The organism is Bradyrhizobium sp. ARR65 (genome assembly GCF_000472385.1).
GTDB lineage: Bacteria > Pseudomonadota > Alphaproteobacteria > Rhizobiales > Xanthobacteraceae > Bradyrhizobium.
In genome coordinates this window covers 18,093-32,220 of sequence record NZ_AWZU01000043.1, presented here as the reverse complement: position 1 = coordinate 32,220, position 14,128 = coordinate 18,093, and the positions used below count along the sequence as shown (strand labels likewise).

16 protein-coding genes and 1 pseudogene are annotated in these 14,128 nt (G+C 62.3%); 2 read left to right on the top strand and 15 right to left on the bottom strand.

Annotated features, from left to right (window positions below; translation table 11 throughout):
- Positions 1 to 2 precede the first annotated feature (2 nt).
- The 12 genes from ureC to F758_RS0132865 all read right to left on the bottom strand — a co-directional run bounded on the left by ureC (position 3) and on the right by F758_RS0132865 (position 11,744).
- On the bottom strand, positions 3 to 1,712 hold the full coding sequence (gene ureC / locus F758_RS0132920; RefSeq protein ID WP_024511877.1) for an urease subunit alpha: 1,710 nt from the start codon (positions 1,710 to 1,712) through the stop codon (positions 3 to 5).
- Positions 1,713 to 1,729: 17 nt separating this feature from the next.
- Positions 1,730 to 2,425: an urease subunit gamma gene (locus tag F758_RS0132915; protein WP_024511876.1), complete on the bottom strand. Its 696-nt coding sequence runs from the start codon at positions 2,423 to 2,425 to the stop codon at positions 1,730 to 1,732.
- A 12-nt stretch (positions 2,426 to 2,437) separates the two neighbouring features.
- Positions 2,438 to 3,109, bottom strand: coding sequence for an urease accessory protein UreF (locus F758_RS0132910; RefSeq protein WP_024511875.1), 672 nt, complete (start codon positions 3,107 to 3,109; stop codon positions 2,438 to 2,440).
- A gap of 6 nt (positions 3,110 to 3,115) precedes the next feature.
- Complete coding sequence (gene ureE, locus F758_RS0132905; protein ID WP_024511874.1) at positions 3,116 to 3,646, bottom strand: urease accessory protein UreE; 531 nt, start codon at positions 3,644 to 3,646, stop codon at positions 3,116 to 3,118.
- An 81-nt stretch (positions 3,647 to 3,727) separates the two neighbouring features.
- The gene (locus F758_RS0132900; protein ID WP_024511873.1) at positions 3,728 to 4,765 is read right to left on the bottom strand and encodes an aliphatic amidase; all 1,038 of its coding nucleotides are present in this window, start codon (positions 4,763 to 4,765) and stop codon (positions 3,728 to 3,730) included.
- 116 nt (positions 4,766 to 4,881) lie between these two features.
- The gene (urtE, locus tag F758_RS0132895) at positions 4,882 to 5,577 is read right to left on the bottom strand and encodes an urea ABC transporter ATP-binding subunit UrtE (RefSeq protein WP_024511872.1); all 696 of its coding nucleotides are present in this window, start codon (positions 5,575 to 5,577) and stop codon (positions 4,882 to 4,884) included.
- Positions 5,577 to 6,320 carry an urea ABC transporter ATP-binding protein UrtD gene (gene urtD, locus F758_RS0132890; protein WP_024511871.1) on the bottom strand — a complete coding sequence of 248 codons (744 nt, stop codon included), beginning with the start codon at positions 6,318 to 6,320 and terminating at the stop codon, positions 5,577 to 5,579. Before urtD ends, urtE begins: the two co-directional genes overlap by 1 nt.
- Positions 6,321 to 6,324: 4 nt before the next feature.
- Positions 6,325 to 7,470: an urea ABC transporter permease subunit UrtC gene (gene urtC, locus F758_RS0132885; RefSeq protein ID WP_024511870.1), complete on the bottom strand. Its 1,146-nt coding sequence runs from the start codon at positions 7,468 to 7,470 to the stop codon at positions 6,325 to 6,327.
- 2 nt (positions 7,471 to 7,472) lie between these two features.
- A complete protein-coding gene (urtB, locus tag F758_RS0132880) occupies positions 7,473 to 8,366 on the bottom strand; it encodes an urea ABC transporter permease subunit UrtB (protein WP_024511869.1) in 894 nt (297 codons plus the stop codon).
- 62 nt (positions 8,367 to 8,428) lie between these two features.
- Positions 8,429 to 9,685: an ABC transporter substrate-binding protein gene (locus F758_RS0132875; RefSeq protein ID WP_024511868.1), complete on the bottom strand. Its 1,257-nt coding sequence runs from the start codon at positions 9,683 to 9,685 to the stop codon at positions 8,429 to 8,431.
- A gap of 251 nt (positions 9,686 to 9,936) precedes the next feature.
- On the bottom strand, positions 9,937 to 10,545 hold the full coding sequence (locus tag F758_RS0132870; protein WP_024511867.1) for an ANTAR domain-containing response regulator: 609 nt from the start codon (positions 10,543 to 10,545) through the stop codon (positions 9,937 to 9,939).
- 35 nt (positions 10,546 to 10,580) lie between these two features.
- Positions 10,581 to 11,744, bottom strand: a complete 1,164-nt coding sequence (locus F758_RS0132865; protein ID WP_024511866.1) for a transporter substrate-binding domain-containing protein — start codon at positions 11,742 to 11,744, stop codon at positions 10,581 to 10,583.
- 144 nt (positions 11,745 to 11,888) lie between these two features.
- Between F758_RS0132865 and F758_RS0132860 the strand changes: the two genes are divergently transcribed.
- Positions 11,889 to 12,134 (top strand): type IV secretion system DNA-binding domain-containing protein, encoded by a 246-nt coding sequence (locus F758_RS0132860; protein ID WP_024511865.1) that lies wholly within the window; start codon positions 11,889 to 11,891, stop codon positions 12,132 to 12,134.
- Between the two features lie 56 nt (positions 12,135 to 12,190).
- A pseudogene (locus tag F758_RS0132855) lies at positions 12,191 to 12,421 on the top strand (acetamidase/formamidase family protein); the annotation flags it as partial.
- 58 nt (positions 12,422 to 12,479) lie between these two features.
- Here F758_RS0132855 and F758_RS0132850 read toward each other — a convergent pair.
- The 3 genes from F758_RS0132850 to F758_RS0132835 form a co-directional block, all read right to left on the bottom strand.
- Positions 12,480 to 13,052: a cupin domain-containing protein gene (locus F758_RS0132850; protein WP_024511863.1), complete on the bottom strand. Its 573-nt coding sequence runs from the start codon at positions 13,050 to 13,052 to the stop codon at positions 12,480 to 12,482.
- 301 nt (positions 13,053 to 13,353) lie between these two features.
- Entirely contained in the window at positions 13,354 to 13,680 is a 327-nt protein-coding gene (locus tag F758_RS0132840; protein ID WP_024511862.1) for a hypothetical protein, read from the bottom strand.
- A gap of 101 nt (positions 13,681 to 13,781) precedes the next feature.
- The gene (locus tag F758_RS0132835; RefSeq protein WP_024511861.1) at positions 13,782 to 14,018 is read right to left on the bottom strand and encodes a hypothetical protein; all 237 of its coding nucleotides are present in this window, start codon (positions 14,016 to 14,018) and stop codon (positions 13,782 to 13,784) included.
- Positions 14,019 to 14,128 lie beyond the last annotated feature (110 nt).

The following is a 14,128-nucleotide window of genomic DNA, read 5'->3' as shown; positions in this document are numbered from 1 at the left end:
GCTCACCTCAACATGTAACGGCGTGCCAAAGGCAGCTCGCGCGCCGGTTCGCAGGTCGCGAGCGCACCATCGACAAACACATCGAAGGTTTCTGGATCGACATTGATGCGCGGACAAGCGTTGTTCCACAGCATGTCGCGCTTGCTCAAGTCGCGGGTCCCCTTCACCGGCAACAGCGTTTTCGACAGGCCGAGCCCGCTCGCCAGATTGCGTTCCAGCGCAAGCGGATGCACGAAGCATGCCGACAGCGCCGAGGCGGCGCGGCCGAATGCGCCCCATTGCGGCCGCATCAGGATCGGCTGGCATGTCATCAGCGAAGCCGCGCTGTCCCCCATGGCGCCCCAGGCGATGAAGCCGCCCTTGATCACGAGCTCCGGCTTGATGCCGAAGAACGCCGGGCGCCAGACCACGATGTCGGCGATCTTGCCGGCCTCCAGCGAGCCGACGTGGTCGGCGATGCCGAAAGTCCTAGCCGCGTTGATGGTGTATTTCGCGATATAGCGGCGGATACGCGCATTGTCGCCGACGCCCGGCCTGTCCTCGGGCAATGGGCCGCGCTGATCCTTCATCTTGGAGGCAAGCTGCCAGGTCCGGCAGATCACCTCGTGGATGCGGCCCATACCCTGGCTGTCGGAGCCCAGCATCGAGATCGCGCCGATGTCATGCAGCACATCCTCGGCCGCGATGGTCTGGGCGCGGATACGGCTTTCCGCAAAGGCGACGTCTTCGGGGATCGCCGGATTGAGATGATGGCACACCATCGTCATGTCGAGATGTTCGTCGAACGTGTTGACGGTGTAGGGATTGGTCGGATTGGTCGACGATGGCAGGCAATGCATCTCGCCGGCGACGCGGATGATGTCGGGCGCGTGGCCGCCGCCCGCGCCTTCGGTGTGATACATGTGGATGGTGCGGCCGCCGATCGCCTCCAGCGTATTCTCGACAAAGCCAGACTCGTTCAGCGTGTCGGTGTGGATCTGCACCTGGAAATCATGGTCGTCGGCAACCTTAAGGCAGGTGTCGATCGCCGCCGGCATCGAGCCCCAGTCCTCGTGCAGCTTCAGCCCCATCACGCCGGTCCCGAGCTGCTCGATCAGCGGCGCGGTGCGATGCGCATTGCCACGACCGAGGAAGCCGAAATTCATCGGCCAGGCCTCGGCGGCCTGCAGCATCTTGCCTGTGTTGAACGGACCGCTGGAGTCGATGCCGACCGTGATCGGTCCGAGCGAGCCGCCGATCATGGTGGTGATGCCGCTCGAGATCGCATGCTCGACTAGGCCCGCGCTGTCGAAATGCACGTGCACGTCGATCGCCCCAGGCGTCGCGATCAGGCCTTCGCAATCCCGCACCGTGGTGCCGGTGGAGACGATCAGGTTCGGATCGACGCCGTCCATGATCGCCGGATTGCCGGCCTTGCCGATGCCGACAATGCGCCCGTCGCGGATGCCGAGATCGCCCTTGACGATGCCGATGACGGGATCGATCACCAGCACGTTGCAGAGCAGGAAGTCGAGTGCGCCTTCGCGGCTCGTGATCCCGGCCATGCCGATGCCGTCGCGCAGCGTCTTGCCGCCGCCATGCAGGCACTCCTCGCCATAGATGACATGATCCTGCTCGACGACAGCATAAAGAGAGGTATCGCCGAGCCTGACGGCATCGCCCGTGGTCGGGCCGTAAAGGGCGGCGTAGTCACGCCGATCGATCATCGCCACGCAAATCCCCTTTCAAATCAGGCGCCATTGAAACCGCGCGCCCGGGCCCGTGCCAGCGCCGCGGCGCGAACGCTCGCATCGGATGCCGGGCCGTCGGTGAGATTGTTCAGGCCGGTCAGGTGCTGCCTGCCGCCGAACTCGACCAGCGTCACCTCCTTGGAGGCGCCTGGCTCAAAGCGGACGGCTGTACCGGCGGGGATGTCGAGCCGCATGTTGAAGGCGCTGGCACGATCGAAATCGAGCGCCTTGTTGACCTCGAAGAAATGGAAATGCGAGCCAATCTGGATCGGCCGGTCGCCAGTGTTGACCGCCGTCATCGTCACCGTGCGGCGGCCGGCATTCAGCGCAATCTGGCCGTCGCCGGCGATGATGACACCCGGCCGCTCGTGATCCGCATCCGTGCCCGGCGCCGGCCGAATCGGCTCATGCACCGTGACGAGCTTGGTGCCGTCGGGAAAGACGCATTCGACCTGGATGATGTCCATCATCGCGGCGATGCCCGGCAGCACATCCGCTGATGACAAAATGGTCGAGCCGAAGCCGATCAGGTCGGCGACCGACCGGCCGTCGCGTGCGCCCTCCAGGATCTCGTCGGTGATGATGGCAACCGCTTCCGGATAGTTCAGCTTCAATCCGCGGCCGCGGCGGCGGCGCGCCAGTTCGGCGGCGTTGAAGATGGTCAGGCGCTCCAGCTCCGTTGGCGTCAGCAGCATGCGAAGTGACCCTCAATTGGCGAACAGCCGCAGATCGGCCCGGGCATGCCGGGCGGCGGCGATATCGAGGAAGGGAATGAAGCTCATCAGCTCGACCTCGTCGGCCGTGTCCTGGGCCGTGAGTTGCTCGATCAGCGGCAGGCAGCGCTGCAGCACACCCTGCCCCTGCAGCGCGCCGACGATACCGAGCCTGACGGCGGCGGTGATCACGCCGGATGCCGCCACGTAGCCCGAACACAGCTGCGAGAGCGGTTCGCCGAGCCCGAGCGCAGACCAGACCGCGCCCTGCATGACCGCGATATGGCCGCAACAATCCCCTGCCTTCACGGCATCGCGCAAAGCGACCGCGAGCGGCTCACCGAGACGCGCATGCGCGGCGAGATACGACGCGCCGTTGCGACGGGAGCCGGTGCGTAGCGCCTCGATCAAGGTGGAGGCCTCGACCTCGCGATCGACCATCGCGATTGCGGCCAGATCGCCGTGAGCGCGATATGATAGCAGCATCGCAACCCGGTCGTAACCGGCCCAACGCTGTTTCAGCATGGCCTCGATCAAGGCCTCGAAGTCGCGTAGACTCATGTCGCGGCGCAACGCGATCGCGCCCTCGATGCCGTAGGAGAAGGCGAACGATCCGTTCGGGAACGCTCCGTCCGTCTGCCAGATCGCGCGCAAGGTCGATAGCATGGCAGCTCAGTGATCGTGGTGATGGTGGCCGGCATGGCCGCCATCGGCCAACGCCGGCTCGGCGGCCTCAGTCGCGTCCGCCGTGTCCTCATCGAGTACCGTGACGCCGACCCGGCGGGAGCTGATCAGGTTTTCCAATCGCTCTGTGTAATCTTCCGGACGCCCCTCCAGCGCTACCAGCAGCACCTCGCCACCGAAGCGCGCCCGCCAATGCAGATTGCCGACGTGGTAGCCAAGCTCGATCGCATCGGAGATCGACCGCGGCTCAAGCCTCAGCCAGCGCTCGGTCGCAGCGCGAACGACGATGGCGCGGTCATTTTCCAGCAACAGTACGGCGCCATCGAACAGCTTTTCATGACGGGGCAACGCGATCGCAAGCTCCTCGCCATCGCGGGTGGTGATCAGCAGGCGCCGTCGCGCCAGATCGGGCGCCGGCACATTGACGACATCGACCGCACCCTGATGTTCGAGGCGGTGAAGCTCCTCGGACAACGCGGGCTCCATCCGGCTCCCCAGCACGTGGTCAATGCGCAGCATCGCTGATACCTCCAGAGATTGTCGAAACAGGCAAAGCTTACGGCGGCAGACGCACGGTCCGCCGCCGCAATACGCTAGGCTTCAGCGATGCGCGACCTTCTTGTTCGGAATGCCTTCGATCGGGCATTCCTCGGTGCCAACCGTGGACCGCGTGAAGGACTCGACCATCTCGCGCGTCCCTTCGGGATCGGCGATCCATTTCGAATAGAAGTCATATGGACAGGCGGCGACGCCGCGGTCGCCTTCGCCGGAATTGATCATGCCGGTGTAGCCGCGGTGCACCAGCTTGAAGAGATGGTTCTGCGACTGGCCGTTCTTGCGCGCATCGCGGATCAGCGACTTCGACAGCTGCGCATATTGCACGCCATAATCCTCCTCGCCGCATTCGCCGAGCGTGCGGCCGTCGAAGCCGATGATCGCCGAGTGACCGAAATAGGAATAGACGCCGTCGAAGCCTGACGCGTTGGCGACCGCGACATACACATTATTGGCCCAGGCCATCGCCTTGGCCATGATCACCTGCTGATCCTTGGCGGGATACATGTAGCCCTGGCAGCGCACGATCAACTCGGCGCCCTTCATCGCGCAATCACGCCAGATCTCAGGATAATTGCCGTCGTCGCAGATGATGAGCGAGACCTTCAGTCCCTTGGGCCCTTCCGACACGTATGTGCAGTTGCCGGGATACCAGCCCTCGATCGGCACCCAGGGCATGATCTTGCGATACTTCTGCACGATCTCGCCCTTGTCGTTCATCAGGATGAGCGTGTTATACGGCGCCTTGTTCGGATGCTCCTCATGGCGTTCGCCGGTCAGCGAGAACACGCCCCACACCTTGGCCTTGCGGCAGGCCTCGGCAAAGATTTCCGTTTCGTCGCCGGGAACGGTCGATGCGGTCTCGCACATCTCCTTGGAGTCGTACATGATGCCGTGGGTCGAGTATTCCGGAAAGATCACCAGGTCCATGCCCGGCAGGCCGGTCTTCATGCCGACGATCATGTCGGCGATCTTGCGCGCATTGTCGAGCACCTCGGCCTTGGTATGAAGGCGCGGCATCTTGTAGTTCACGACGGCAACGCCGACCGTGTCCTGGCTTGAAGAAATATCACCGTGCAGCATAGTGCTCTCCTTGCAGCGTGCTTGGGTTCGTTGTCCTGAGTTTCAACCGCTTGAAATCCGCTCGCTTCTCCTCGCGCATCCGTGGCGCGTCTCGTTTGCTCTCCCAAAATCTCGCGTCACACCGCCATGTGACGATGAACCATCTCGTCGGTGAGCTCGCCGATCTCGCCGGCCGCGACGACCCGTCCCTTCTCCATCATGACGAAGCGATGCGCCGCGTTGCGCACGAATGACACGTTCTGCTCGACGAGGATCACCGTCAGCCCGACCTCGCGATTGAGGCGGATGATGATCTTCTCGATCTCCTCGACGATCGACGGCTGGATGCCTTCGTTGGGCTCGTCGAGCAGGATGATCTTCGGATCGGCGGCGAGCGCGCGCGCGATCGCGAGCTGTTGCTGCTGGCCGCCGGAAAGCACGCCGCCATTGCGATCGAGATTGTTCATCAGGTAGGGAAACAGCTCGGCGACCAGCCTTGGGATTTCGCGCTTGCCGTCCGCCCGCGCAAACGAGCCCATCAGGATGTTTTCGCGAATGGTGAAGTCGGGAATGATCTCCCGCCCTTGCGGCACATAGGCGATCCCGGCTCTCGCCCGCCTGAAGGTCGGCGCTTTGCCGATGTCGGTCGCATCGAGGCTGATCTCGCCGTCCATCCGGTCGGTGAGGCCCATCAAGGTTTTCAGCAGCGTGGTCTTTCCGGTGCCGTTGCGGCCGAGCACGGCCGTGACCTTGCCGTCGGGCACGTCGAGGCAGACATCGTGAAGGATGTGGCTGCGATCGTAGAAGCTGTCGACATGAGAGAACGTCAGCATCAGGAGATCCCCTTCGAACCGAGATAGGCTTCCCGTACCTTCGGATTGGTCTCGATGTCCGAGACACTGCCTTCGGCCAACACCTGGCCGAGATGCAGCACCGTGATGCGCTCGGCGATCTCGCGCACGAAGGCCATGTCGTGCTCGACCACGATGATGGTGTGCCGCCCCTTGAGATTGTTGACGATCAGCGAGGTCTTGTGCGTTTCCGCCTGGGTCATGCCGGCAGTCGGCTCATCGAGCAGGATGATCTTCGGGTCCTGCGTGATCAAAAGGCCGAGCTCGAGCCATTGAGTCTGGCCGTGGCTCAGATAGGCCGCGACACGACTGGCCTCGTCGGTCAGGCCGATCAACTCCAGCACCTCGTCGATCTTCGCTTTGGCTGGAAAACCGAAGCCGAGATTGGCGAATACGCCCGGATTCCGGCAGCTCGCCACTTCGAGATTGCGGCGGACCGTGAGCTCTTTGAATACGCTCGGGATCTGGAATTTCCGGCCGATTCCGGCGCGCGCGATCCGGTGCTCCTCCCAATTGGTTATGTCGGTGTCGTGCAGGAACACCCGACCTTCGGTCGACTTGGTCTTGCCCGAAATCAGGTCCATCAACGTGGTCTTGCCGGCCCCATTGGCGCCGAGCAGAACGCGCAGCTCGCCATCCTCGACGATCAACGAGACGCCGTTGACCGCCTTAAAGCCTTCGAAGTCGACACCAAGCCCGTCGATGGTCAACGCCGCCTGCGCCATCGCCCTACTCCGCCAGCTGTGATGATGGATCATTGACGCGCAACATCGGCGCGGCGCCCGGCGCCTTGCGCGCCACACGATCGACCAGATCATGCGCAAGGCCGGCGACGCCGCGCGGCAGATAGAGCACGACCAGCACGAAGATGAGACCGATGATCGCCTTCCAGGCCTCGGCGAACCCCTCGGTTTCGCTGACGGTTGCCGAAATCATGTTGATGGCAATCGCGCCGATGCAGGCGCCGAGGATCGACGCGCGCCCGCCGACCGCGGCCCACACCACCATCGTAATCGAGAAGCTCAGATCCATGAAGGTGGGCGAGGCGAATTCGGACACGATGACATAGAGCATGCCGGCAAAGCCTGCTATCAGCGCCGACACCGAAAAGAAGAAGGTCTGGTAGGCCGGCACGTCGAACCCGAGATAGCGCGCGCGGTTCTGGTCGTCGCGGACCGCCTGCAGGATCACGCCCGCGCGGGTCTCGACCAGAAGCCGCGCCGCGACCAGCACCACGCCGAGCGAGATCGCAATGAGGTAATAAGTGGCCGTGATGTAGGGATCGAATTCGAACTCGCCGATCTTGAACCACCCCAGGTCGGTCAGGCCGTTGAATCCGTTGGTCACCGGCTGGGCATCAATCATAACCAGGCGCACCAGCAGCACCAATGCCAGCGTAATGATCGATACGAACACGCCCGAGATCCGCTTGCGGAACACCACCGCGCCTAGCACCGTCGCGATCACGATCGGCAAGAGCAGACCCATAGCGACGCCGAACCATTGGCTCTGGAACGGCAACCAGAGGAACGACGCCTTGTTGATGCAGCAGAGCTCCGTCGGCGCGCCCGGTTCGGCGTTCCACAGCATGAAATCCGGCACCGGCTTGTCGGAGCCCTGCTGCAGGCTGGTCTGGCTGGCGAGCTTCAGCGACATCGCCAGCATGTAGGCGCCGGCGCCGAAGAACAGTCCCTGCCCGAGATTGAGAATGCCGGCATAGCCCCAGGACAACGCGACGGCGATGCCGAGCATGCCGAACACCAGATACTTGGCGAGCCGGTTGATCCAGAATGAGTCCATCAGCAGCGGCACGAGCATGATCAGGAAGATGAAAGCGGCGTAGATCGCCCAGTCGATGCGGCGCTTCGACGACATGGTCAACGTCCCCTGAGGGCGAACAGGCCCTTCGGCTTGAGCACGATGATCGCGATCACCACGCCGAACACCACGGCGCGTGCCAGGATGTCGTTGGTAGCGGCCGCGACGAGGCCGTTGATCTCACCGAGAATGCCCGCTGACAGCAGCGAGCCCAGCAGGCTGCCGACGCCACCCATCACGACGACCATGAAGCCGTCGACCACCATCGGCGTGCCCATGTCGGGAAACACTGTCTTGAAGCCCGACATCATCACGCCGGCGACACCGGCAAGGCCGGAGCCGAACGCGAAGGTCAGCGCATTGACGCGCGCGACATCGATGCCGCAGGCCGCGGCCATTTTGGGATTGCGGATGATGGCACGCACCTGGGTGCCCGCGATAGTGCGATAGATCACGAACCAGGTCACAAAGGCGAGGACCGCGGTCACAACAATGATGAAGGCCCGGTAGCGGTTGATGTCGGCGCCCGCCAGACGGAACGTGCCCTGCAGAACCTCCGGCACGCTGACGTTCTGCAATCCCGGACCGAGCCCCTGGACGTGGATGCCGAAGAACGACAAGCCGAATTCGAGCCGGACCGCCTGCTGGATCAGGATCGCGATGCCCCAGGTCGCGAGGAGCGTGTCGAGCAGCCGTCCATAGAGCTTGCGCACCACCACGCGCTCGATCAAGAGCCCGAGCAGCGCGGTGACGATGAAGGCGAGCGGGATGGCGACAAAGATGTTGGTGCCCAGCCAGAGGCCCGATAATACCGTTGCATAAGCGCCGACCATGACCATCTCGCCATGGGCCATGTTGATGACGCCCATGGCGCCATAGGTGATGGCGAGACCCAGGGCGACCAGCAGCAGGATCGAGCCCAGGCTGAGACCGATGAACAGAACTTCGAGCATGACACCACCTCATCGTCCACCGCGCGGGGAGACTAGCGCGCGGTGGACGAAATTGCCCTACGTCAGGTTTTCAGCTTTACCGCGTCGAGGCCCTTCGAAGTGCAGAATAGGTTCGTCGGGGTCTCGCCGTAGGCGACGTAGGGAAGCGGCATGACCGGCTCCTTGTAGGCGTCGATGATCTTGCCCTGGCCATCCGGCAGCCACTGGGCGATCCGCGGCGTCAGGTACGTATGCAGGTTCTCGGCCTCGATCTTGACGTGGCCGTTCGGCGCGTCGAACTCCTGGCTCTTGACCGCCTCGCGGATCGCGACCGGCGTGATCTCGGCCGCCTTCTCGACCGCCTGCTTCCAAAGGAACACCTGGAAGTACGACGATTCCAGCGCGTGATGCGTCACGGCCTTCGGATCCTTGACGAAGGCGCGGTAACGGTCGACGAACGCCTTGTTGCGATCGGTGTCGATCGCCTGGAAGTACGGGAAAGAGGTATAGGAGCCGACGGCATATTCGGCGCCCATCGCCGCGATCTCGATCTCCGACGTCACCGTGGCGCAGATCGGCAGCTTATCGTGGGGCAGACCCTGGTTCTTGTACTCGCGATAGAACGCGATCACGGAGTCGCCGACCACGTTGGACAACACGACGTCACAGCCCGAGTTCTTGATCTTGTTGACCATCGAGCCCCACTCGGAATGTCCGAGCTCGAGATATTCGTCGGCAATCCATTCACCGCCGTTCTTCTCGATCAGGATCTTGGATACCTTGGCCATCTCGCGCGGATAGATGTAGTTTGATCCGACGATGAAAAACTTCTTCTTGCCGAGCGTCTTGATGATCCAGGGAATGAAGTTCGACAGCTGCTGGTTCGGAACGGCGCCGGTGTAGACGACGTTCTTCGAGCACTCGAAGCCTTCATAATAGGTCGGATAGAAATACAGATTGTTGCGCTTCTCGAACACCGGCAACACCGCCTTGCGGCTGGCCGACGTATAGGAGCCGAACACGGTCGGCACCTTGTCCTGGATGACGAGCTTGGACGCCTTCTCGTTGTAGGTCTTCGGATCGGACGCGCCGTCCTCCGCGATGGCCGCTATCTGCATGCCCTTCACGCCGCCGGCGGCATTGATCTCGCTGATCGCCATCATGGTCGCGTCGTGCAGCGACTTCTCGACGATCGACAACCCGCCTGTCAGCGAGAACAGAACGCCGACTTTGATATCGCCCGCTGCACGGGCGCCCGTCGAAAATACCCAGGGCGAAGTAATCAGCGCGCCGCCGGCGAGCGCACCACGTTTGAGAAATTTACGCCTATCCACTGCCATTCCGCACTCCCCGTTAGCTCCAAGAAGACACACGTCTCCGATCGCGCCGAAGCACGTTGTTTCCGCCAAGAAATCGCAAAGGTAGGACCGAGCTCCGCCAGCGCGAACGCGCAGGTAGCTAAACGCGGCCCAAAATAAAAAAGCCCGACAGACCCTCGCGGGTCTTTCGGGCTTACCTAGCCAAAGCCGAACCAGCATCATCGATGGAGCGGCGACGTCGCGAAAGATTTTCTCTCCACGACATCTGCGAGCTAATCACCTTTCACACGGTATTGCAACAGCTCGTTTGCGTGAATGATGGCCGACGCCATATCGTCCATCGACAAGCGTTTCGACATCACCTGCCGTCTGATGCTCTCGTAAGCATCAGCCTCGCTCAATCCCTGACCATCCATCAGGATCGATTTCGCCTTCTGGATCCGCTGCATACCGGCGAGCTTGCGCTCGAGCTTGCGGACCCGCTTCTCCGCCTCACGGCGCTCCATCCAGAGGCTACGCGCGATGGTGATGTTGGTCAGCAATCCGAACGGGCGGATGGGTCGCTCGATGACAGCAACCGCGCCGACCTCGAGCACAAGTTGCAACGTCGATGGATCTTCGTAGGAAACGACGGCGATCAGGGTCGGCCGGCGATTGACGTCCGACTTCAGCAGGCGCTGGATCTCGGCGCGGATATCGTGCTCGATGGCGAGCAGTACGATGTCTGCGCCCTCCTCCCAGCACTCCGGCACTGGCCATTGCATCTCGACCATGCAGCCGATACGGCGGAGATGCTCGACCAGCTTGGTCCGCTCGGCATCGGGGGGATGCACGACATGCACCCGTAGACCGCGTAGATCACGAAGAATTTGGATGGCCACGCCCAGTTCTCCGTCCGGCTACGCACCCACACTGATCATGGACGAATGAGCTGTTGTTCATCAACCGACCAATCGTCGAGGCTTTGCACGACGCAGTACGGATCGGGCTTCACGCGCACGCCTGGATTCCAGACGATCTGGAATCGGCCTTGCCGGTCGAGCCGCGCGATCCGCGGCCAGAGATAGGTGTGATTGTTCTCCGGATCGACGCGTACCCGCCCCTGCGGCGCGTCGAATTCGAAGTCGCGCAGGTTGGCAAGCACCTGCTCCGGATCATCGGAGCCGCACTTGCCCACCGACCGCATCGCCAGATGCACCTGGAAGTAAGCGGCTTCGGCGCCGGCCGTCACAGGGGCGCTGTCGCCGTATTTCTGCTTGAAGCGGGAGACGAAATGGCGCGCAGCCGGCGACGACAGCGTCTCGAAAAACGGTGCCGCCGTGACATGGCCCTCGGCAACCTCCGCGCCCATTTCGGCGACCTCCGCCTCGCTGGTCGTCAGGCTCGCGATCGGCATTCGCGTTGGATCAAAACCTGCAGCGCGATAGGCGCGGTAAAGCGCGGCGGTGCCGGTCCCGACCACCGTGGAGAAGATCACGTCCGGCGAGGTCTTCTTGATCCGCGCGATGACCTTGTCGAAATCTTTCTCCGCTGCCTGCAGCGGCACATAGACCTCGTCGAGCACCTTGCCTTTGCTCTGGACGACGAAATCAGCCATCAGCCGGTTGGATTCGTAAGGGTAGACGTAGTTGGAGCCGACGAACAGGAAGCGGTTGCCATAGCCTGAAAGCAAGAATCGCGCGAGCTGGATCGAGTTCTGGTTCGGCGCCGCGCCGGTATAGATGCAATTGCGGGAGTACTCGAAACCTTCGTAGAGCGTCGGATAGAACAGCAGGCCGCGATGACCTTCGACCACGGGAAGCACGGCCTTGCGGGTGCTCGACATGTAGCAGCCGAACAGCAGCCTGATGCGGTCCACCTGGAATAGCTGCTCGGCAAAGGCACGAAATTTCTTCGGATCGGAGGCCGGATCGTAGATGACAGGCTCGACAGGCCGGCCGAGGACGCCGCCGCCGGCATTGATCTCTTCAATCGCGAGCAGATTGGCGTTGAGCTGCGTGCGTTCGATGGTCGAGGTCACGCCCGTCTGCGAATAGAGTACGCCGACCCGCCAGCTCGCCTGCCTCTCTTCCAACGCCATGGTGTTTCGGTGTCGCTCTCATCGGCACACGCCTGACGCCCCTGTTGGCGGCAGGCCCAAAAAATCTTATCGCTGAATCTGCCGAACAGGAAAAGTCGCCGCAGTGCTACAAATTTGAGCATCATCAGCACGCATAAGCATCACATGACGACGCTCGGCCGCTCCAAGGGCGTTGCGGTCGTGATCGGCGCGCAGGACACGGCCCAGATCCGTGCCGTCTACGGCCAGGACCAGGCCAAGTCCTGGTTCGGCATGACCGGCACCAAGATCATCACTCGGATCAACGCCAGCGAAGCGGCCCGAGGATATCAGCCGGCTCATCGGCGAGCAGGAGGTCGAACGACGCACGAGGAGCTCCACCCACACCGGCGGCAAGACCAGCATCACTGAGAGCACTCACCGCGAGACGCGTCAGCCGTAGGGATCGTTGACGGCCTCAGACGGCACCTCGCGCAGAGACTCCGACGCACTACATGACGATGGGATTTGATGAGGATCTCGACGACGCAGTCAGACAGGCGCTTCGCGACATGATCCGCTGGATCGGTGAACTGCGCGGCCTTTCCGACACGGATGCATACACGCTGTGCAGTCTAGCGGCTGATTTCCATGTCACGCAGATGGTCAACATGGCAAAGGGCGCACATTGCATGCTTCCCAACTCCATCCTCAAATAGCCGGCAGAGAACAACAGGGAGCGCGTGCATCGGTCAAGACGTGTACGCGGAGAAGTGGTTAGAAACTTGGCGGGGTATTGACCCAAAGCACGCGCGCGACGCGCCGCTCCGAGCGGAAGTAGAAGCTGTCCCCCTCTTTTAACTGATAGCGGCGATTATCGACGGTCAATTCGATCCCGCCGTGGAGCACATAGGCGAATTCCTCGCCTTCATGCTGAAGCGTGCCTTCGCTGCCGCCTCCGGGTTCAATATCGTTGATATAGCCGGAAAGCAGATTGCCGCGGCCGCTCGGTATCAGCGCCTCCAGCCTCGTCCCCCGGCCACGACGCACCTGATCCGTCTCGATGGTCGGCCGCCCGCCCCAGCGGAGAACCACGTCGTCATCCGCATCTGTCTCCTGGAAGAGTCCGGAGACCGGCATGCCCAGTGCCAAGGCGACGCGATGCATGGTCTTGATGGATGGGTTGGCATTGCCGTTCCCGACCCGGGACAGGAGCGACTCGGAGCATCCGGCAAGCTCGGCGAGTCCCTTCAAGGTCAACCCTTTGAGCAGCCGCCTGTGTTTCATCTTCAAGCCGATCCGCGTCTCGGGGTTGTCGAGCGGCACCCTCTTCTTGGCCACCGCACCCATGTCTACCGATCCATTCGCTGCCCGGGATCCGCAGCCATCGCGGACCACTACCGTGAATCGCTTTTGTCGTGCCCGATATACGCCGCCGGGCATCCCAACTCACCTGCAAACCGCAGCACGCTTTGAGGTTTGCAAGGATTTTTACAGATCTCGGGGCGCACGGGCTGGCAGTCGCCGAGCCGCCCTTATGGCAAGGCATGCTTCGGCCCGCGCATGAAACGAGAGATCCACCACGTAAAGAACACGTAACGGACCACGTCTGCATCGGTGTCGCCGTATTTCCCGCTCGCCCTGAGCTGGGCTACCCAGGCCATCTCGGTCGGCGACGCTCGACCTCGAGCTCGGATATCGTCAGCGGAACGTTGACGAACTCCGGTCGATAGGACGGATCGCGGTAGAGCTCGCGGTCCGGCTTGATGTTTTTGACCTCGAAGGGGCTGCGCTGGTTCTTCAACTCGGGGAATTCGGCAATGCCGCGCCAATCCTCGTCCGTTCCCTCAAAGACCGTCAGTGTCAGCGGCTTCAGCTCGAAGTCGCTGGTCTTCATCATGTCCGCGCCGCACACATTCGGAACAGCGAGCACGTCCATCAAGGCCAGCAGCTCGACGCAATCGCCCGCTCGCGCCATGTTTTCCGCGATGAAGGGATGGCTTCGACGAGGCTGGCCCTCCGAGCGTCAGGCAAACTGAGGGGCGGCCCGAGGCGAAAGGTACCCGAGCACGATGCCGCTCAGGCACGCGTCTTGGTCGTGGTCCAGTCTGGCCGGATATCCGCGCCGCGCTGGCCACATGCCGTGCAGACGAATTTGTCTTCGATGTCGGAGACGCGCAGCTCATCCGGCCAGCGATCGGCATCGTCAGGCACCATGATGCAATGGCCACACATGTAGTCGGTGCAATAGATCAGCACATTACGCACGCCAGCAGCGCGCATCTCGCCGAAGGCGATCTTTTGTGGGCGGGTCATAGGAAACGACGGCTCTATTCGTTGAGGGGCGTCGGGTCACCAATCAGTTCGTCAATGAACTTTTGCGCTAGTCGGATTGCACCCTCCCGCTCGGGAAATGTGCCTGTCTT

What these genes read in the sequence shown, in the direction of transcription:
- F758_RS0132915 (WP_024511876.1), bottom strand. Translation starts at nt 2,425, where the DNA reads ATGCTGCTGACGCCAACGGAGCTGGAGCGCCTGACCATCTTCAACGCC.
- F758_RS0132910 (WP_024511875.1), bottom strand. Translation starts at nt 3,109, where the DNA reads ATGCTATCGACCTTGCGCGCGATCTGGCAGACGGACGGAGCGTTCCCG.
- ureE (WP_024511874.1), bottom strand. Translation starts at nt 3,646, where the DNA reads ATGCTGCGCATTGACCACGTGCTGGGGAGCCGGATGGAGCCCGCGTTG.
- F758_RS0132900 (WP_024511873.1), bottom strand. Translation starts at nt 4,765, where the DNA reads ATGCTGCACGGTGATATTTCTTCAAGCCAGGACACGGTCGGCGTTGCC.
- urtE (WP_024511872.1), bottom strand. Translation starts at nt 5,577, where the DNA reads ATGCTGACGTTCTCTCATGTCGACAGCTTCTACGATCGCAGCCACATC.
- urtD (WP_024511871.1), bottom strand. Translation starts at nt 6,320, where the DNA reads ATGGCGCAGGCGGCGTTGACCATCGACGGGCTTGGTGTCGACTTCGAA.
- urtC (WP_024511870.1), bottom strand. Translation starts at nt 7,470, where the DNA reads ATGTCGTCGAAGCGCCGCATCGACTGGGCGATCTACGCCGCTTTCATC.
- urtB (WP_024511869.1), bottom strand. Translation starts at nt 8,366, where the DNA reads ATGCTCGAAGTTCTGTTCATCGGTCTCAGCCTGGGCTCGATCCTGCTG.
- F758_RS0132875 (WP_024511868.1), bottom strand. Translation starts at nt 9,685, where the DNA reads ATGGCAGTGGATAGGCGTAAATTTCTCAAACGTGGTGCGCTCGCCGGC.
- F758_RS0132865 (WP_024511866.1), bottom strand. Translation starts at nt 11,744, where the DNA reads ATGGCGTTGGAAGAGAGGCAGGCGAGCTGGCGGGTCGGCGTACTCTAT.
- F758_RS0132860 (WP_024511865.1), top strand. Translation starts at nt 11,889, where the DNA reads ATGACGACGCTCGGCCGCTCCAAGGGCGTTGCGGTCGTGATCGGCGCG.
- F758_RS0132850 (WP_024511863.1), bottom strand. Translation starts at nt 13,052, where the DNA reads ATGGGTGCGGTGGCCAAGAAGAGGGTGCCGCTCGACAACCCCGAGACG.
- F758_RS0132840 (WP_024511862.1), bottom strand. Translation starts at nt 13,680, where the DNA reads ATGGCGCGAGCGGGCGATTGCGTCGAGCTGCTGGCCTTGATGGACGTG.
- F758_RS0132835 (WP_024511861.1), bottom strand. Translation starts at nt 14,018, where the DNA reads ATGACCCGCCCACAAAAGATCGCCTTCGGCGAGATGCGCGCTGCTGGC.